The 18561-nt window shown below is 38.8% G+C and carries 18 protein-coding genes and 1 pseudogene; 3 read left to right on the top strand and 16 right to left on the bottom strand.

From position 1 onward, the window contains the following. Positions 1-300: 300 nt before the first annotated feature. Both holA and I2I13_RS24095 read right to left on the bottom strand, forming a co-directional pair. Positions 301-1320 (bottom strand): DNA polymerase III subunit delta, encoded by a 1020-nt coding sequence (gene holA / locus I2I13_RS24100; RefSeq protein ID WP_074558529.1) that lies wholly within the window; start codon positions 1318-1320, stop codon positions 301-303. 23 nt (positions 1321-1343) lie between these two features. After that, positions 1344-2120: an AMP nucleosidase gene (locus tag I2I13_RS24095; protein ID WP_004295947.1), complete on the bottom strand. Its 777-nt coding sequence runs from the start codon at positions 2118-2120 to the stop codon at positions 1344-1346. A gap of 63 nt (positions 2121-2183) precedes the next feature. On the opposite strand from I2I13_RS24095, the gene I2I13_RS24090 reads away from it, so the two are divergent. Continuing rightward, positions 2184-2633: a type I restriction enzyme HsdR N-terminal domain-containing protein gene (locus I2I13_RS24090; RefSeq protein ID WP_004295946.1), complete on the top strand. Its 450-nt coding sequence runs from the start codon at positions 2184-2186 to the stop codon at positions 2631-2633. A gap of 173 nt (positions 2634-2806) precedes the next feature. Here I2I13_RS24090 and I2I13_RS24085 read toward each other — a convergent pair whose 3' ends face one another. The 5 genes from I2I13_RS24085 to I2I13_RS24065 form a co-directional block, all read right to left on the bottom strand. Further along, entirely contained in the window at positions 2807-5956 is a 3150-nt protein-coding gene (locus I2I13_RS24085; RefSeq protein ID WP_195650733.1) for an efflux RND transporter permease subunit, read from the bottom strand. A gap of 140 nt (positions 5957-6096) precedes the next feature. Next, positions 6097-7230, bottom strand: a complete 1134-nt coding sequence (locus I2I13_RS24080; protein WP_195650732.1) for an efflux RND transporter periplasmic adaptor subunit — start codon at positions 7228-7230, stop codon at positions 6097-6099. Positions 7231-7263: 33 nt separating this feature from the next. Further along, entirely contained in the window at positions 7264-8661 is a 1398-nt protein-coding gene (locus I2I13_RS24075) for an efflux transporter outer membrane subunit (protein ID WP_004295943.1), read from the bottom strand. A 160-nt stretch (positions 8662-8821) separates the two neighbouring features. Further along, positions 8822-9652: a zinc ribbon domain-containing protein gene (locus I2I13_RS24070; RefSeq protein WP_004295942.1), complete on the bottom strand. Its 831-nt coding sequence runs from the start codon at positions 9650-9652 to the stop codon at positions 8822-8824. Between the two features lie 5 nt (positions 9653-9657). Continuing rightward, positions 9658-10752: a Nif3-like dinuclear metal center hexameric protein gene (locus I2I13_RS24065; protein WP_117933814.1), complete on the bottom strand. Its 1095-nt coding sequence runs from the start codon at positions 10750-10752 to the stop codon at positions 9658-9660. Between the two features lie 278 nt (positions 10753-11030). Here I2I13_RS24065 and I2I13_RS24060 point away from each other — a divergent pair, with 278 nt between their 5' ends. Together I2I13_RS24060 and I2I13_RS24055 are read left to right on the top strand one after the other, a co-directional pair. Further along, entirely contained in the window at positions 11031-11534 is a 504-nt protein-coding gene (locus tag I2I13_RS24060; RefSeq protein ID WP_004303051.1) for an RNA polymerase sigma factor, read from the top strand. A 232-nt stretch (positions 11535-11766) separates the two neighbouring features. Beyond that, positions 11767-12180, top strand: a complete 414-nt coding sequence (locus I2I13_RS24055; protein ID WP_122138108.1) for a DUF4891 domain-containing protein — start codon at positions 11767-11769, stop codon at positions 12178-12180. Positions 12181-12199: 19 nt separating this feature from the next. On the opposite strand, the gene I2I13_RS24050 is transcribed toward I2I13_RS24055, so the two are convergent. From I2I13_RS24050 to I2I13_RS24010, 9 genes and pseudogenes are all read right to left on the bottom strand, one after another. After that, complete coding sequence (locus tag I2I13_RS24050) at positions 12200-12496, bottom strand: hypothetical protein (protein ID WP_195650731.1); 297 nt, start codon at positions 12494-12496, stop codon at positions 12200-12202. After that, positions 12493-13287: an ABC transporter permease gene (locus I2I13_RS24045; RefSeq protein WP_004308919.1), complete on the bottom strand. Its 795-nt coding sequence runs from the start codon at positions 13285-13287 to the stop codon at positions 12493-12495. The genes I2I13_RS24050 and I2I13_RS24045 overlap by 4 nt, the downstream gene beginning before the upstream one ends. A 47-nt stretch (positions 13288-13334) precedes the next feature. After that, complete coding sequence (locus I2I13_RS24040) at positions 13335-13955, bottom strand: ATP-binding cassette domain-containing protein (protein ID WP_195650730.1); 621 nt, start codon at positions 13953-13955, stop codon at positions 13335-13337. 41 nt (positions 13956-13996) lie between these two features. Then, positions 13997-14101: pseudogene (locus I2I13_RS24035) on the bottom strand (AAA family ATPase); the annotation flags it as partial. 145 nt (positions 14102-14246) lie between these two features. Beyond that, positions 14247-15857 (bottom strand): exodeoxyribonuclease VII large subunit, encoded by a 1611-nt coding sequence (locus I2I13_RS24030; RefSeq protein ID WP_195650729.1) that lies wholly within the window; start codon positions 15855-15857, stop codon positions 14247-14249. Between the two features lie 43 nt (positions 15858-15900). Continuing rightward, the gene (locus I2I13_RS24025) at positions 15901-16683 is read right to left on the bottom strand and encodes a hypothetical protein (RefSeq protein WP_195650728.1); all 783 of its coding nucleotides are present in this window, start codon (positions 16681-16683) and stop codon (positions 15901-15903) included. Positions 16684-16693: 10 nt separating this feature from the next. Further along, positions 16694-17377 (bottom strand): hypothetical protein, encoded by a 684-nt coding sequence (locus tag I2I13_RS24020; protein ID WP_195650727.1) that lies wholly within the window; start codon positions 17375-17377, stop codon positions 16694-16696. Positions 17378-17410: 33 nt separating this feature from the next. Then, on the bottom strand, positions 17411-17821 hold the full coding sequence (locus I2I13_RS24585; protein ID WP_229128715.1) for a hypothetical protein: 411 nt from the start codon (positions 17819-17821) through the stop codon (positions 17411-17413). A gap of 5 nt (positions 17822-17826) precedes the next feature. Further along, entirely contained in the window at positions 17827-18423 is a 597-nt protein-coding gene (locus I2I13_RS24010) for a hypothetical protein (RefSeq protein ID WP_195650726.1), read from the bottom strand. Positions 18424-18561: the final 138 nt, after the last annotated feature.

Raw genomic sequence — 18561 nt, 5'->3', positions numbered from 1 at the left:
TAAACTCAAGAATAAGTTAATTTTTCTCGTTTAAAAATTAAAGCTCCTATTTAAAAGAAAAAGTTTCCTTGAAGGTAGATCAATACAAAATTCTAAAAATAGACTTTGTGTAGTTCGTTAAATGGGTAAATCTATAAAACTATAAAAGGAGTAAATCTATTTGTAAAATAATCACTGGTATTGTGAAAGTCTTTTTTATAATGGAAGTAATTGCGGGAATACCAAAAAAAGACATATACTTCCCGTTTCTATCTACGGTAAAAGTATATGTCTGATTATATAGGTAATTCTTAATCCTACTTAATGCAAAATTTTGAACACTAATTCACGAAGAATATCTCCATCTGTCATAGAACTATTTTGGACTCCTTTGGATTTTGCATCAGCATATCGTATTTCTCCAACAATTTGCATGGTCTTTACTCCGCTATATTTTCGCATTGCTACCATATAATCCCGAGCCTGCCAAGGAGTTCTTAACCCTAGCATATTTGCAATCCCTTGCTCTGATTTATCCGGTGCATAATAAGCCAACATTAGGTTGGAGTAAAAGCTGAATAATAAAGACAGCGTCATTTGGATCGGATTAGTTTTCGGATTTTCCTCAAAATATTTTATTATCTTATTTGCTTTCAATATATCCTTTTCCACTAAAGCACTGCGCAATTCAAAGTTATTATAATCTTTGCTTATGCCTATGTTTTTTTCTATCTGTTCAGGAGTTACGCGTTTTTGTCCGGCAGGTAAAGTGATAATCAACTTTTCAAGCTCTCCGGTCAGACGACTCAAATCTGAACCTACAAAATCAGCAAGCATAGCAGTTGCTTTAGGTTCCATATCAACTCCTTTCCGTTTCATATATGAAGCTATAAAACCGGGGAGTTGTGCATCCTTTATTTTTTTAGATTCAAACAGCACACCAACTTTGTCCACCTCGGCAGCCAGCTTCTTTCTACGATCCAACGTTCCATGCTTATGGCATATCACTAAAATGGTGGAAAGCAAAGGCTTTTGAAGATAATACGACAACTCTTCCATATTACGTACCGCCTGCGCTTCCTTTACTACTACTACTTGGTGTTCCGACATCATGGGATAACGCTTTGCAGCATTTATAATCGTTGCCACATCCACATCAGCCCCATACACAACAGTCAGGTTGAATTCTTTTTCCGTCTCACTCAACACATTATCCGTTATGTAATCTGCAATCAAGTCGATATAATACGACTCTTCTCCCATCAGGTAATAGATAGGGCGATACTGCTTTGCTCTCAATTCCTTGAGGATGTCATCACAGGTCAGTTCTTGTTTTGCCATATATAATTTTCAGAAAGACCGGATTACCAGTCAAATTTCAAGTGTTTAACAGTTTTCTTTTCATCAATAATCATACGCAAAGAAGCAATACCAATTTCAACATGCTCTTCTACATAATTTCTGGTAACCAAATTATCACTTCTATCTGTTTTTACTCCGTCGGGGGTCATTGGCTGATCGGACACTAATAATAATGCGCCGGTAGGAATATGATTGGCAAAGCCACAACTGAACAAAGTTGCAGTTTCCATATCAACTGCCATAGCCCGGGTCTTTTTCAGATATTCTTTGAATGCATCATCATGTTCCCAGATACGGCGGTTGGTGGTATATACGGTACCGGTCCAATAGTCACGGCCTTTGTCACGGATGGATGAAGAAACGGCACGCTGCAACATAAATGCAGGTAATGCAGGAACTTCAGGAGGGAAATAATCGTTGGAAGTTCCTTCTCCACGAATAGCTGCAATAGGGAGAATCAAGTCGCCAAGCTGATTTTTCTTGTCGATGCCACCACATTTTCCCAAAAACAAACAAGCTTTGGGTTGAATAGCTCCCAGCAAGTCCATGATGATAGCAGCGTTGGGGCTTCCCATACCAAAGTTAATCATAGTGATGCCTTCGGCAGAAGCAGAAATCATATTTGCATCCCTTCCTAAGATGGGAACATTAAACTGATTTGCGAAAATCTCGACGTACTTGTTGAAGTTAGTCAACAGAATATACTCTCCAAAATCCTCCAGGTTACGTTTTGTGTAACGGGGCAGCCAATTAGCTACGATTTCTTCTTTTGTTTTCATAATTATCTATTAAATTTGTGCTCCCAATAATGGGAACCATTATTTAACTTACAAAAATAATAAATGTTATCGTTAAACCTACCAGTATTCGACACTAAAATAAACGTACGAAACGGAAAAAATGTAATTTTCGACGTAATTCGTAAACGATATGTCGCCCTTACCCCTGAAGAATGGGTACGGCAACACTTTGTTCACTTTCTTATTGCACACAAAGGATATCCGACTGCCCTCCTGGCCAATGAAGTAATGGTAAAGTTGAACGGTACTACCAAACGATGCGACACCGTACTTTATCGGAGGGATTTATCAGCCCGGATGATTGTGGAATATAAAGCACCCCATATCGAAATCACACAGGCTGTTTTCGATCAGATCACCCGGTATAATATGGTATTGAAAGTAGATTATCTGATTGTCAGCAACGGAATGCAACATTATTGTTGCCGGATGGATTATGAGAATCAGAGTTATACGTTCCTTCAGGATATTCCTGATTACAAATCTTTATAAAAATGTTCCGCTTCATTTGCCACAAAAAAACGTACTTACCTGCAAGAATAAAATAGCGTCACTATCCATTCAAGATAGTGACGCTATTTGCTTACTATGGTGACACCATCCCAAACAGATAGCGTCACTATATCAACTACCCTTTCAGATAGCCTTCAAACAGTTTTTTACTTCTATATGACAGTATCTTTCCCACCATCCTCATTTCCTTTCTTTTTGCTGAACCGCTCTTGCAATTTCTGCATCAATTCGTAGAAATTAGGAATATAAATGGTAGCCAATAAAGTGTTCATGGCCATACCGAATACAACAGCAGCACCCAATGCTATACGACTTTGTGCACCTGCACCGGTGGCGAATAACAAGGGCATCACTCCTAATACAAAAGCAAAAGAAGTCATCAGGATCGGACGCAAGCGGACATGCCCCGCTTCAAAGGCAGCTTCCCTAATTGAATTACCCTCGGCACGGAAATCACGGGCAAATTCCACAATCAAAATTCCGTTCTTTGCAGAAAGTGCAACCAACAGAATGATACCGATTTGCGTATAAATACTGACTGGAGTTCCCATAATCAGACAGCCAATCATAGCACCTAATAATGCTACCGGCAATCCGATGACGGCTGCTACCGGGCTGGTCCAACTTTCATACTGTGCAGCAAGTACCAGAAAAGCAACAATTAACGCCATAATCAGAACAATGGTAGTTGTATTCCCAGCCTGGGTTTCCTGATAGGCAACGGAAGTCCATTCATACCCAAACTCATCTCCCAGTTGTTCTTTAAACAATGCTTCCACTTCTTGAATAGCCTGCCCGGTACTACTTCCCGGAGCAACATTACAAGTCAGAGACGCAGTCGAGTACATATTATAGCGGTTAATCTGGTCTTGGCCTAACTGTTCCTCCACTTTGGTGAAAGAAGAAAAAGGCACCATCTCTCCTGCCGAATTCGGCACACTTAGCTTCAAGACATCATCAATTACCCGCTGTGCCTGGTCGCGTGCCTCAATCTTCACTTGGTAAATACGTCCGAATTCAACAAAATCATTCACATAAGCCGCTCCCATATAATAGCCTAATGTAGAGAAAACATCGTTCAAGGCAATTCCCATGAACTGGACTTTGTCACGGTCGATATTCAAGAAATATTGCGGAACATTTGCCTGATACTGGCTGGATACAGATGCTAAAGCCGGTTTCGAATGATAAGAAGCAAGCAAGACATTGATGGCCTGCTGCATTTCCGTCGGTCCCAGATTACGCCGGTCTTCCAACTGAAGCTGTAAACCACCGGATGCACCCAACCCCGGAATAGCCGGAGGAACCATAGCAAACACTTCCGCAGCCTGAATAGTCATATACGCTTCACCATTAAAACGATTGACTATGGCAGCAGCCGTATGCTCCTTCCCTTTCCTCTCACTCCAGTTTTTCAGCACCACAAAATAAGTTGCGGAGTTACTCTGCTCGCCGCCACCCATGATAGAAAAGCCGGAAATACCAATATAATTTTTTACTTCCTGATAAGAATCCAAAATACCGTTTATCTTTTCTCCCACTGCTTGCGTACGCTCAAGGCTGGCGGCAGGCGGAAGTTGAACAACAGCAATAAAATATCCGTCATCCTCGTCCGGGATAAAAGTTGACGGCCAATGCATAAAAAGCAATAGAGCAATAACAGTCAAAGCGCCATAAGAAGCAAGAGCCATTCCCGGACGCTGAAGCAACCATTTGACAATTTTGTCATATACCCCTTGCGTCTTGTCATAAGCCTTATTGAAACCTTTGTATATAAAGAAGTTAGAAGGTTTACTCTTTTCAAGAAACAGTGCGCAAAGCGCAGGAGTCAATGTCAGCGAATTGAAACCGCTCAATACGGTAGAAGCGGCAATAGTCAGTGCAAACTGCTTATACAGCTGACCTGAAATTCCACTAATCATCATCGTCGGAATGAACACGGCAAGCAATACGAGAACCACCCCGACAATCGGGCCCGTGATCTCTCCCATCGCTTTTGTCACCGCTTCACGAGGTGAGTACTGCCCGGTTTCCAATAACCTCGAAGCGTTCTCCACCACCACTATCGCATCATCCACCACAATAGCAACTGCCAAAATCAGTCCGAACAATGTTAATGTATTGATAGAGAAACCAAATGCCGCCATTACGGCAAATGTACCGATCAACGATACCGGAATAGTGATACAAGGAATAATCACTGCCCGCCAATTCTGCAGGAACAAGAAAATAACGAGTATCACCAGCAAAGTTGTTTCAAAGAAAGTAACCATCACTTCATCAATGGAAGCATGGATGACATCAGTCGTATCCAAAGTGACATTATAGGCCACTCCTGACGGAAAACTTTCCGCCAGTTCTTCCATCTTAGCTTTCACTCCTTTTGAAACATCCAGCGAATTGGAACCCGGTTGCTGGTAAATAGCAATAGCAGCCGTAGGTTTTCCATTCAATCGCGACACTACATTGTATGAAGCAGACCCCAAATCAATACGTGCAATATCTTTCAGACGAAGCATCGCTCCGTCCTGCTCACGGCGAATAATAATATCTCCGAACTGTTCAGGAGATTTCAATCGTCCCTGGACATTCAAAGTATACTGAAAAGCATTCTTATTATCCTGTCCGATAGGCTGACCGATATATCCGGCAGATACTTCCACATTCTGCGACTGGATGGATTGATAGACTTGCTGCGGTGAAATATTCCGTATACGCATAGCCTCCGGATCGAGCCAGATGCGCATCGAATAGTCCCCTGCTCCCATCACATTCACAGCACCCACTCCGGGCACACGTGTCAGCTGGTCCACTAAATTCAATTTGGCATAATTAGTCAGATACAGGCTGTTGTACACAGAGTCCTGCGAAGTCATTGTCAAAAACATCACAATGTTTGAAGACTGTTTCTGCACAGTGACTCCTTGCACCACCACCGGTTCCGGCAGTGATGATTGTGCGATACTGACCCTGTTTTGTACCTGCACAGTTGCCATATCGATGTCCGTACCAACAGCGAATGTAATAGTCAGAGAATATGCTCCCGAAGATGAAGAATTGGAAGACATATAAAGCATGCCGTCTACACCATTCACCTGCTGTTCGATAGGAATACCCACTGTTTGAGCAACAGTTTCAGCATTTGCCCCGGGATAAACGGCAGAGACCTGCACCGTTGGCGGTGTGATCTCCGGAAATTGCGCCACAGGCAATATATTGAGTGTGACCAGACCGGCTACTACAATAAGCAGGGCAAGGACAGTAGCAAATATCGGTCGGTTGATAAAAAACTTAGAAAACATAATGTATAGGTTTAAAAGCAGCCTCTCTACAGCCTTCTCCCAAAGAGAGGGAGCAGAAAGTTACTTTTGTTAATTAATCGGTTTTAAGTACATCACCTTTATTGATTGCATTTGTTAATCAATCAGTTATCCAAAAGACCTTATTTCCCTCTTTTAGGAAGAGAATCAGGAAGCGGCTTTACTTTCATTCCGTCTCTGACTTTCATCAAAGCCTCCGTGACATACTGTTCCTGCGGGGAAAGTCCACCCAATACCTGCCGTAAAGTGCCGTCGACCAACTGCCCTATTTCAATATGCCGGTAATGAACTATATTCGAATCATTTACAACATATAAGTACTTGCCTAACTGGTCGGTTCCGATAGAACCCTCTTTCACCAGCATGGCATTTTTAGCTTCTCCATAAGGTAAAGTTATGCTTACATATAATCCGCTCTTCAATACCCCTTTCGGATTATCAAAATTGGCACGAACCATCAGTGTTCCTGTATTCACATCTACATTTGGTGAAAGATAATCGAGCGTAGCCGGATAACTTTCAGTTCCCCCCTTTCCCAGTTGAACCATTATTTTTTTAGGAAGATCAATCGGTAACTGCTGGGTATCCATCGTCATTGCCAACCATTGATTATCAGCAACATTAAAGTAAGCATACATCTGATTATCTTTATAAATAGTAGCCAATGTGACTGGTTGCAATGAACCGCCTACATAACTTCCTATATCTACAGTCGCTTTACTTATGGTGCCGTCAAACGGTGCACGGACATAACAATATCCCAAGTTTGTACGGGCGGTGCTCAAAGCTGCTTCCGCGTTGCTGACAGCTGCAACACCTTCTTTCACAGAAGATTCAGCCTGAAGTACCTGTATCTGACTGACCGCATCACTCTTTACAGCCTCTTTCATACGGCTATAATTATTACGGGCATATTCCAATTGCGCCTGGGCAGTTCTCAGTTCTGCTTCTGCTTGCTCCACCTGATCTTTGTATAAGGTTGGTTCGATGACAAACAACAGTTGCCCCTGTTTCACCCGTCCACCTGCGACATAAGAGGTAGATTGCAAGGTTCCGTTCACCCTGGCTACAAGATTCACCGTCTTTTCTGTTGTCAGATAACCCGGATAATCTTTCGTCAAAGTAATATCCTCCACTATGGGTTTGGTCACGCTAATTTCCGGAGTTGGCATACCTCCCATCGCTCCTGCACTTTTCTTCTCCTTGCAACCCGTCAATATAGGCAGTGCAAGAAGGATATACATCAGTTTTTTCATATCTGTTAGGTTATATATTTTATAGATTGATTTTTATTCTCTCCAACCACCCCCTAAAGCCTTGTAGAGGGCTATCAGTTGCAAAAGCGAACTACCTTGTGCCTGTACCAGCTGATTCTCATAAGATAACAGAGAACGTTGTGCATCAAGTACGTTTTGGAAAGGCGAAAGTCCCTGTTTATAAAGTTCCAGTGAAAGTTTCAATGTCTCAATACCTTGATTGCGCACTTCCCGCAGGGCTACAATCTGTTTGATTGAATTCCGATAGGAATTCATAGCATTGTCCGTTTCCTGTACGGCAGTTAAAACCGTCTGATTAAACTGGTTGATCGCTTCATCCAGTTGCGCTTTTGCCAGCCGTGTTGCATTCACCAGCTGTCCTCCATTGAAAATAGTCCAGTTCAATGACGGAGCAATTTCATAAGTCATACTTTTACTTTTGGTGAGATCCTTCAGGTCACGGGCGGCATATCCAAATGAACCTTTCAAGAAAACTTTCGGCAGCCAATCCGCTTTCGAAGCTCCGAGCAATGCTGCCTGCGCATTTACGCTCAATTCCGCACTTCGTACATCAGGCCGTCGCAGCAATAAATCGACAGGCATTCCCACTCCAATAGGTTCCATATAATCGGGCAATGTGCCACTGGATTCAAGAACAGGACGAATGTCCTGGGGATACATTCCCAATAAGACAGCCAATGTTGTAATATACTGATTGATACCCGCTTCCAGCTGGGGAATGGAGGCTTTTGTGCTATATAATACAGACTTGGCCTGTGCCACATCGAGTTTAGCAACCAGCCCGGTGTTATAGCGTACTTCCGTGATTTTCAGGACTTCTTCCTGCGAAGCACTGTTTTTCTTTACCACTTCAAGTTCTTGTTGCAACTCCCTTAGATTGATATAAGCCGAGGCTACTTCTGCAGCTAACGAGACCATGACTCCTGTGTATTCTTCCTTGCTGGCAGCAAAATTCTCTTTCTGCGCTTTTACCCGTTTCCGAATACTACCGAAAATATCAAGCTCCCAGCTCATGCTTAACGAAGCATCATAATAATGATCGGTTGTTTGGGGCAGTGAACTCGTATTTCCACTGGTTTCCTGACGGGTCCATCCTGCATTCAATCCGATGGAAGGAAAGAAATTACTGCGTTCTATCCAAAGATTGGCACGAGCGGCAGCTATACGGTTGATTGCCATGGCAACGGAGTAATTACGATCTACTGCCAAAGCTATCAAAGAATCCAGTTTGGTATCTTGGAATGACTTCCACCAATGGTCATCCACCGGAAGTATCTGTTGAAACACTTCCCCGCTCTCTTCCCAATCTTGAGGAAGCGGAGCTTTCAAATAACGGTTTGCGGTCTGTCCAACCGCGGTCACAGTTGAAAGAAACATAAGGAGCGATGTGCCCCACACTCGTATATTCATATCAGTTCAGGTTTTTATGAAATGAAAAGATAACAACTAAAGGGTAAGTTTGTTTATCGATTCTTTTTTATACAAGCACTTGCTAAAACAAAAAAAAGCCCTGCATTACTGCAGGGCTTACTATATATCAAAAAGTAACTTTACTTACTTCACTGCTTCCTTATTCAGCAGTTTTTCTTCTAATAGCTCTTTTGGTAGTAGCTACCGGAGCTTCTTCCACCTTGTGTTCGATTTGTACGCCAGCCAATTCCGGGTCAATCATAATACGTCCGCAATATTCGCAAACGATTACTTTCTTACGAGAACGGATATCCAGTTGTCTCTGGGGCGGAATCTTGTTAAAGCAACCACCACAAGCATCACGCTGTACGTATACAATACCCAATCCGTTGCGAGAGTTCTTACGGATACGTTTGAAAGACTGCAACAGACGCGGTTCGATCTTAGTTTCCAAATCTTTAGCTTTGTCTCTCAATTTCTCTTCTTCCTGTTTGGTTTCAGAGATAATTTCGTCCAGTTCGCTCTTCTTCTGCTCAAGGTCTTTCAGTCTTTCGTTAAGAATCTGATCGTTCTTCGTTACTTCAGCCTCTTTTTCTTCTTTATCAGCAGAATATTCCTTAATTCTCTTTTCGCAAAGTTCGATTTCCAATGTCTGGAATTCGATTTCTTTCGTCAAGAAATCATATTCACGGTTATTGCGAACATTGTCTTGTTGTGACTTATATTTTTCTACTGAAGCCTTTGCTGTTTCAATTTCTACTCTCTTGCCGGCAATAGCAGATTTCAGTTCATCCACTTCAGCTTTGATCTTGTCGATACGGGTACTCAAACCAGCAATTTCATCTTCAAGGTCTTGCACTTCCAACGGAAGTTCACCTCTCAATGTCTTGATTTCATCAATCTTAGACAACATCGTTTGCAGTTGGAACAGTGTCTTCAGTTTCTGTTCTACCGTCAACTCATTCGGATCTTTTTTTGCTTCTCTAGCCATTTTACTTATAAATATTTTATGGGATTCGTATTTATTTTACTCAATTGGAGTGCAAAATTAGGAAATAAATCCCGGATTATGGAATAAAAAATTTCTTTTGTATATTGTTCGCTTTCGTAATGACCAATCTCTGCCATCAGAATATCACCCTCATGGCCGAAATAATCATGATATTTGATTTCTCCCGTAATAAAGACATCCGCCCCCGTCCGAATTGCCTGTGGAAGCAGGAAAGCTCCGGCACCACCACATAAGGCAACCTTCTGTATTTCTCTCCCCGTCAGTTTGTTATGACGTACACAACCCACTTCGAAGATTTTCTTGATGCGTTTCAGAAACTCAAGTTCCGTTTCCGATTCATCCAATTCACCTACAATTCCCGAACCTGCCTGCAACCAGTCATTCTGCAACGGATACAAGTCGAATGCCGGTTCCTCATAAGGATGTACAGACAATAAAGCCTTTATAACTTCTGCTTTCTTATATACAGGAAGAATGGTTTCAATCCTTACTTCATTTTCATGATGCAGTTCACCGATTGTTCCACAGAAAGGATGCGTTCCCTCTTTTGCCCGGAAAGTTCCCTCTCCTTTCAGATTGTAACTGCATGAATCATAGTTACCTATATTTCCGCATCCGGCTGCAAACAATGCTTCACGCACACTATCGGCTTGTGCATCCGGCACGAAAGTCACCAGCTTAATCAGACTGTTCTCTTTCGGTTCGAGCACTTTCAGATTCTTCAACCCTATTTTCTCTGCTATCTTATAATTGACTCCACCTTGTGCATTATCAAGATTAGTATGTGCTGAATAGATCACAATATCATTCTTTATTGCTTTCAGTATGCAGCGTTCCACGTAATCTTTGCCCGTGATAGATTTATAGCCCTTGAAAATGAGCGGATGGTGCGATATAACGAGATTGTACCCCAGCGCGATAGCTTCATCCAACACAGCTTCGGTAACGTCAAGACACAACAAAGCCCCTGTTGCTTCCGCTTCTGTCAATCCGATTTGCAGGCCGGCATTATCAAATCCGTCTTGCAATGGCAGAGGCGCGAATCGTTCAAGGGCGCTTACTATTTCCTTAATTTTCATTATTGGTAGAAAATTTGGTTGCAAAGATAATAAATAAAATAGGAATTAACATACTAAGTGATCGTTTTTTAGAGAATTTATCGTTATCCATTTTTTGAGATCCCCATAAAAGATATAAAATACCACCCAGAAACTATCAAAAAGGACCTAAAAACTATCTGTTGATAGAAATTCCCCTAAATTACGTCTGATTCTCCCCTACCAAGGTCGACAAAATATCTTAAACTTGCATCATCAAAATTTTTACAACGAATACTCACATTTAAAAAACAACACATATGAAAAGTTTAAGCTTCAGAAAAGATTTGGTAGGAGTTCAGGAAGAATTACTACGTTTCGCATACAAACTGACAACAGACCGCGAAGAAGCAAACGATTTGCTGCAGGAAACCTCATTGAAAGCATTAGATAATGAAGATAAATATACACCCGATACAAATTTCAAAGGATGGATGTACACCATCATGCGCAATATCTTTATCAATAATTATCGTAAGGTAGTTCGCGACCAGACATTTGTCGACAAGACCGATAATCTCTATCATCTTAATTTGCCGCAAGATGCAGGGTTTGAAAGTACTGAAAGGACATACGACCTAAAAGAGATGCACCGTGTAGTCAATGCTCTTCCGAAAGAATACAGGGTTCCGTTCGCTATGCACGTTTCCGGATTCAAATACCGCGAAATAGCAGAAAAACTGAATCTTCCGTTGGGTACCGTAAAAAGTCGGATCTTCTTTACCCGTCAGAAATTACAAGAAGAACTGAAAGACTTCCGCTAAACCATAACTATATCCATATAAATTTTAGATTAAACAGTTAATTTCATTTTTCAGTTTTATCAATAGGCAAAAGGCAAAAAGAGTTTATATTCTTTTTGCCTTTTGCCTGTTTTCATCGGATAAATTCGGATAAAAACCGGTTCCGGAATAAAAACTAATTATAAATTTTCGCCTAAAGCTTCCGTTATTTATTGAAATTCTGTACTTTTACTTCATCTAAATAATGAATACGATGAAAACAAATTTGACTTTACTGTTCCTGTTAGTTATGATGATTTCTTGCCAGCCCAAGAAAAGTGATAGTATCGAAATGTCCGTAGCCGAGGCTGCAAAGATTGACAATATCGAAGATTGTGCGGCAGATACGGTCAAAGCTACCGCTATCTTCTGGATTGATAAAGTAGAAACCAAACACTGCAAAGAGTACGGTTTTCGCACAATCAAAGCTAAGGTGCTCATTCGCGAAGACGGGAAGGTTGATTTGCTGTCATTCGTCAAGAAACAATCGCCTGATGTAGAGAAGTATATACGCCATCACCTCTCCAAATTTCAAGTAACGGAAAAGATGTTTGAAGGCGGTTATGTGCAACCCGGAGAACAATTCGTGCAGCTTCGCTGCTTATGGGGAATGTTGAAAGGCAAATAATAAATACGCTAATAACCGGTTAGCTTTTGCTTTTCATTTGCACCTCATTTTTCATTTGTACCTTGTTTTTCAGTGCATACCGTTCGTCTACGACTCTGTCCGTAGGGAAGAAAGTGAAAATAAGCCGCCACTCTCCTTCCTTATAGATAAATTTACGTCCACTGGCTCCACGAAGAATTGCTTCGTATTTTTCCTGCAGGAAAGCCTCGATATGTTCCGGCATTTCTGTGCCGGATGCTGAAAACTCCACTGTTATAAAGAAGTGTGGAATAGCTATTTCAGCTACTTTATGGAATATCTGGTCAATAACAGTCATTTCCTGGGTTCTTTTGTTACCTCCAGCAGTTTTCCGTATGCATCAAAAGATCGACGCGAAGCCAATGAAATAGTAATCATTAGCGATAGCATAGATGCTGTGAAAGTAATCACCATAATCATCATCTGATACTTGATAGCGACATTCGGGCTGCTTCCTCCCAGAATTTGTCCGATCATCGTGCCCGGAAGAGCCACCAATCCCATCACGGCAATGTTTGCAATCAGGGGACTAAACGATTTAATGATGGCCTGCCGGATAAATGGAGCCTGTGCTTCCTGCCTTGTTGCCCCATTTCCCAATAAATACCGATATAGTTGCTGTTCACGTTTCAATCCACTATAATAAGTATTCAAAGCTATTACATTGCTCGACAGCATATTACCCATCAGAATTCCGAATATTGGAATAAAGTATTGGGCGCTAAATATATTATCCAGTTGGAGAACAATACCGATAAAATAGATGCCTACCAATACAACACTACAAAGAAATCCTACCGTAATAGGGATTAATAAAACACTACGTTTCAACTGGGTACGTACCAATGCGGTCTGCCCGGCCACGAATACCATAATTATCACCCAAAGGAAGTTGATCCAGGGATTGTTCCATAAAAAGAGATATTTCAGATACATGCCGATAAAGAACAGCTGGATAATCATCCGTAGTGTACCAATCACGGCAGGTTTCAGCAGTCCCGTTTTAAATTTCCAAAGGTAAAAAAACGGAATGGCAAGCAATAGTAACCCTATAAAGAGATTATAATATGATATATCAATCGTTCCCACAATTTATTCTTAACAATTCTATCCGATTTGCGTTACAGTTCAATTAATTACAGTTCTATTAAATAATGGCAGCCCGAAGCAAAGTCATTATCATGTGATACGGCTAACACAGCTGTTCCCTTTTCTGCCTGTCTCCGGAAAAAAGACAGGACTTTACCGGTCGATCCGGCATCTAAAGCAGAAGTCGGTTCATCTATGATAATGAGAGGTTTGTTGAGCATTGCAGCCACAGCCAGCATAATACGTTGGCGTTGACCACCCGATACTTCATTCACTCTCTTTGTATATAATTCGTGTTCCAGCCCCAATTCATCGAAACAAGTGAAAAGTCTTTCTTCCGAAAAAGGTACAGAACGATTCACTTTCAGTCCGAACGGGAGAGCCACCATCTCTTTGACCCATTCAAAAGGTAGCGCTAATTCTTGAGGAATCCATGCAATCTGTCTGCGGACACTATCGATAGTCGATATATCAAGCAATGTTTCCCCTACCTGTATAGATCCTTCTTTCAAAGGCACAAACCCCATTACCGCATTCAGCAACGAAGTCTTTCCACAACCGGATTGACCGACAATGCAAGCCGTTTCTCCCCTTTCCAGCTTCATATTGAAACCGGAGAAAAGCACTTCCGTACCAAAAGCAATACAGGCATTATTAATATGTAACATCTATTTGTTCTCTTGAAAATCTTGCCAAAATTGTTCTGTCATCTTAAACATTTGAGTATCCAAGCAGTCTTATCTATATAACAATAACCTCCTTTGCGGATTTTCTCGAAGTTCTGTATGCCGATAGGATAAATTTTATTACTCATATACTCATAACTTTATAAGTTGACAAATACAAAGATAGCCTTTTCCACCCAATAACACAAAGCCCGATACGAAAGTTTTTTCATACCGGACTCTAATGATAGCAGACAAATCAACTGTTTTTTAGAGAATGTAATTTAAACTGTATTAGCAAATAAAATAGTATAAATACATAATTCCACAAAAAAGTCCAATAATAACAACTATAGCGATTAATAATCCAAAATATCCAGGCCTCTTTTTACTGCTCGCTAGCTGCTGTTCTAAGTGCTTTGCATACACTTTGGCTTCTGTTAAATCTTTTGCAGCTTGAGTATTTTCTGCATTTAGCTTATCCAACGATTTTTGTAATTCATAATTCGTCGACTGCATTTTAGATATATTCTCATTAAAATCTTTTGTTTGATTTTCATTGCTATCTCTTAAATCTTTTAATTCCTTTTGCATCAAAATAAGCTGCTTCTGCAAAATATCAGTCTGATTTTTGTGACTATTTTGGCTATTTTCTGCATTCTTAGTTAGGATGGACAATTGATCTTGTAAACTTTTATTCCGTTTCTCCGCAATTTTAATTTGTTCAGCATACATTTTTTGAGCAATTTCATTGTTCTTCGTCAGTACTGTAATTTTTTCTTGTAAATCTTTATTTTGTTTTTCTGTATTTTTAATTTGTTCAGCATGCATTTTCTGACTAACTTCATTGTTCTTTGTCAATACTGTGATTTTCTCCTGTAGATCTTTATTTTGTCTTTCTGCATTTTTAATTTGTTCGGCATACATCTTTTGGCTAATTTCATTGTTCTTTGTCAATACTGTGATTTTCTCCTGTAGATCTTTATTTTGTTTATTTGCAGTCTCTATTTGCTCTTTAAACTGTGTTTTTACCTGTTTCACAAGAATAGCTCTAGACCTGTTTTTCTTCTGAATGACATTCTCAACCATCTCACTAAAATAACTTCCCAATCCATTAGGAGTTGATGCAACTTTATCAGCGATATTCTTAATAAATAACTTCTCATCTACATGACCAACAGCGCAAATAAGAGATGTTTGCAGATTCACAATTGTCTCAAGGACTAATAAATCGTCAAGGCTTTCAATGCCACCTCCACCACCACGAATTAGCGCAATTGCATCATAATGTTCCAAGTCCAATTTTTGCAAATAGGTGGATAATTCGATTGCATTACCGAAAGACACTCTATGTTCTGTAAAGTCTATATGCGAAGAGGCTGCATTTTTCCCAGCATTAAAATCAGACATTGTAATAGAAGTTGAAGCAAACAGTAAAGCTATCATTGGTTTCTCACCCGAAAATAATCTGTTTTCAAGCAAAGAATCCACATTTTTAAATCCCTTCAGACTTTTTAAATTTCGAAGCTCCATCATTTTTAACTCTGTATCTGTCATTACTTGATCTTTAACAACTTCAACACGAGTGACACCGAGAACTAACTGAATAAAACCATTTTGCTTTATTTGCCTGCCAATGATACCACCAATCACTACAAGATTACCATCTTTCAAATTTTCTCGTTGCTTAGGCGTTATCTTAACAGTTATTTCTTCTTGTGTATCTTCATCTCTGATAACATCATAACAAAATGCCCATTGAGTATTGTTTTTCGCACTTTTAAGATACACTCCTTTCAAAAAGATGACCTTTGCACTTGTATTTTGCTTAGCCAAATAACTTTGGAACATACCAAGTATTTCGGATGGTTTGTAGATATCGATATGTTCCAACAATTCGGTCATCTCTATTCTAAAGTATTCTAATTATTATCTTTAAATTCTTCTATTATTTTTTATGGTATGAAACCATATCTCCTTTATCATTACGATACATATCTATTTCTAAAAGATTCTCAGAGACAATTTTTTCTTTGTATTTAAAAATAAAAGTACGCTTACCATCATTGGACTGACACTTAATTGAAGTGTCTGTTTTAGAAATAATTATTCCATGTACTAAAGGATTAAAAGGAGGAATCATTAATTCAAATTTATCTGCATTCATCTTATAATAAATATCTCTTTGAGTTGGACTATCAATCGATTTAACACCATCCTCCCATAAACAATTTCTAGGAGAAGAAAATAAAAGATAATCTTCTCCCGAATTTATCTTATGAACATGAATAAAATACTTTTTAATATAGGAGCTATAATTAGAAGCCAATTGGATATTCATTTTATAACCTTGCATTCCATACTCTTTCTCACTTATTCCATAAAAAGATGGATAATGTCGATTCATATATAAAAAAACTTTATCTGCTACTTGATAGTTTTTACTGGGTATACTATCTAATAAGCCTTCAGAAAAATAGTCAACATCAAAATCAATCTCATGATCATTTTTCATATACAGAAATGCAGCTAAATAAATAGCTTCTGCTTCTAATTCTTTAGTCCCAATTGGCACACCTTTTTTCTTCAGATCTGAAACACTTTCTATAACATACTGCTCGACTGGGTCTGAATATTCTAGTGGCTTTTCAGACTGGGCACTTTGAAGTTGAGTTTCATCGATTTTGTCCTCACTTTCTTTATTTCCAAATAAATAATCAAATATATTCATGATTTTATTATTAATGTTGAGATGAATAATCCTTAAGCACAGTATCTTCTATTTCATCGAAGAATTGTTGAGAAAAAGTAACTCCTATACTTTGTTTTTCAATAGGTAACATTTTATATTCTGATATTACTTTTTCTAAAACTTCATCCATTACTATTCCTTTTTCTTTAAATAGTAATTGTTGACTATTAGGATTATAGAACAGAGTCATAAAATATGATTTCATAAATGCAATGAATTGTATTGTATTATCAATAATCGATTTGTCATTATACGGATTCATAAAACCAAAACCAGGTTTAAAATTACGAACACCATGGCTCGAATAATTCTCAATATATACCTCTATCATTTTATCTTGTAAAGTTTCGGGAGAATATTGTAGAATTGTCCAAATATAATAAGCAGAAACAGCTTTGATTTCTCCCTCATTCTCTTTGCAAGTCTTATAGAGGAAAAAGAAAGCATTTTCGGCTGCTACACTTAACAAATCTTTATCTTGCACGTTAGCCATAATTGTAAATAAAGCAAAAGCTTTACCAACCTTAAATTTATCTTCCACTTGAATCAATGCCATGCTACCAGCACGCGCTGTTACATTATACAAATTTCCCAATACTCCCATACAGTGATATAAATCACGATTCTCATAATATCTAACAGCTTCTATAGCTATTTCTGAAATTTTATCCATAATCTAATAATTTAAATACTTAACATAAAATCATTAATCAATATTCCAATATGCATTTGGATCGCCATCAAATATAGTATCAATCTCATCGTCACTATATCCCATTTCATCCTGAGCATAAGAACCACTATACCGATCATATGTACTGGATTCTATTAAAGATTCATTATCATATCTCATTTCATCAGTATTAGAATAATAATCGGACAACATATAATTCTCCCTTATATCCTCAATGCGTCTAATTACAGGAAAATTAATGTAAATGGCTTTCAACTCTTCCATAGCTTCATCAGATATAATAAATCTACAATATCGATTGTTGCAAATATTCAGCATACACCAAATAATATATTCTGGATTTATATCCATTACATCACTCAACGACAAACCTTTATATTTACCAAAATCGAACTCATCATCCATATGCTCAAAGTATGCCATATTTTCTATTTTGCTGAAAAGAACAAATCCTCTGGAGAATATACAACATATGACACATTTCCTGTCACAGAGTTTACAAAGCGACATACAACTAAAAAACAAGAAGTTACTGCAGATACACAATCTGTTGAATATGATGTTTTTTTATACATCAATATTTCTTCTGGTAATGTTCTATAATGAACCTTTGAAGAATCGTCTATGAATATTTGGGAAGATGCCTTTTTTAATTGTTGAAGATTTATTTGCTTTCTATTTCTGAATTCTTTATAATAATGATTAGTACTCAAAGCATGTATATATAAATTTTCTAATAAGAGGCTATGTTCTGCTTTATCACAGACCAGCTTTCTATAAATAGGCAAAATTGCAGATTCCTTTTTGGCAGATAGATCAAGCAAAGAGGTTTGTTCTACAGAAAATAAAATACGATCTGAGGCAATGATACCTAATCTCATATCCAATGGTATTGGATTAGTATTTTCCGCACATGGAATAAAACCGTAAACTTCTAGTTTTTCTACTAATTGTGAGCTTGCTATCATACCTGAAGTAAGCTCTTTACTCGATTTTAGTAAATCCAACAGATTTGTTGTACGCATAATTCAATGAAATTTAATATCTCTCAAAGCATAAAGTATATCTTTGATAAATTCTAATTCATGAGGACTCATATTTACTTTTAAAGTAGAATAATTCTGATTTATATTTATAATTTGAAAATCTAAAAAATCAGAATC

The organism is Bacteroides sp. D55t1_190419_B8 (genome assembly GCF_015558905.1).
Lineage (GTDB): Bacteria > Bacteroidota > Bacteroidia > Bacteroidales > Bacteroidaceae > Bacteroides > Bacteroides vicugnae.
Note: the sequence above shows the minus strand (reverse complement) of the source record. Positions and strands in the feature narration are given on the sequence as shown.

Coding starts and splice junctions, on each gene's coding strand:
- holA (WP_074558529.1), bottom strand. CDS start 1,320: ATGGCAAAACAAGAACTGACCTGTGATGACATCCTCAAGGAATTGAGA.
- I2I13_RS24095 (WP_004295947.1), bottom strand. CDS start 2,120: ATGAAAACAAAAGAAGAAATCGTAGCTAATTGGCTGCCCCGTTACACA.
- I2I13_RS24090 (WP_004295946.1), top strand. CDS start 2,184: ATGTTATCGTTAAACCTACCAGTATTCGACACTAAAATAAACGTACGA.
- I2I13_RS24085 (WP_195650733.1), bottom strand. CDS start 5,956: ATGTTTTCTAAGTTTTTTATCAACCGACCGATATTTGCTACTGTCCTT.
- I2I13_RS24080 (WP_195650732.1), bottom strand. CDS start 7,230: ATGAAAAAACTGATGTATATCCTTCTTGCACTGCCTATATTGACGGGT.
- I2I13_RS24075 (WP_004295943.1), bottom strand. CDS start 8,661: ATGAATATACGAGTGTGGGGCACATCGCTCCTTATGTTTCTTTCAACT.
- I2I13_RS24070 (WP_004295942.1), bottom strand. CDS start 9,652: ATGGCTAGAGAAGCAAAAAAAGATCCGAATGAGTTGACGGTAGAACAG.
- I2I13_RS24065 (WP_117933814.1), bottom strand. CDS start 10,752: ATGAAAATTAAGGAAATAGTAAGCGCCCTTGAACGATTCGCGCCTCTG.
- I2I13_RS24060 (WP_004303051.1), top strand. CDS start 11,031: ATGAAAAGTTTAAGCTTCAGAAAAGATTTGGTAGGAGTTCAGGAAGAA.
- I2I13_RS24055 (WP_122138108.1), top strand. CDS start 11,767: ATGAAAACAAATTTGACTTTACTGTTCCTGTTAGTTATGATGATTTCT.
- I2I13_RS24050 (WP_195650731.1), bottom strand. CDS start 12,496: ATGACTGTTATTGACCAGATATTCCATAAAGTAGCTGAAATAGCTATT.
- I2I13_RS24040 (WP_195650730.1), bottom strand. CDS start 13,955: ATGTTACATATTAATAATGCCTGTATTGCTTTTGGTACGGAAGTGCTT.
- I2I13_RS24030 (WP_195650729.1), bottom strand. CDS start 15,857: ATGACCGAATTGTTGGAACATATCGATATCTACAAACCATCCGAAATA.
- I2I13_RS24025 (WP_195650728.1), bottom strand. CDS start 16,683: ATGAATATATTTGATTATTTATTTGGAAATAAAGAAAGTGAGGACAAA.
- I2I13_RS24020 (WP_195650727.1), bottom strand. CDS start 17,377: ATGGATAAAATTTCAGAAATAGCTATAGAAGCTGTTAGATATTATGAG.
- I2I13_RS24585 (WP_229128715.1), bottom strand. CDS start 17,821: ATGGCATACTTTGAGCATATGGATGATGAGTTCGATTTTGGTAAATAT.
- I2I13_RS24010 (WP_195650726.1), bottom strand. CDS start 18,423: ATGCGTACAACAAATCTGTTGGATTTACTAAAATCGAGTAAAGAGCTT.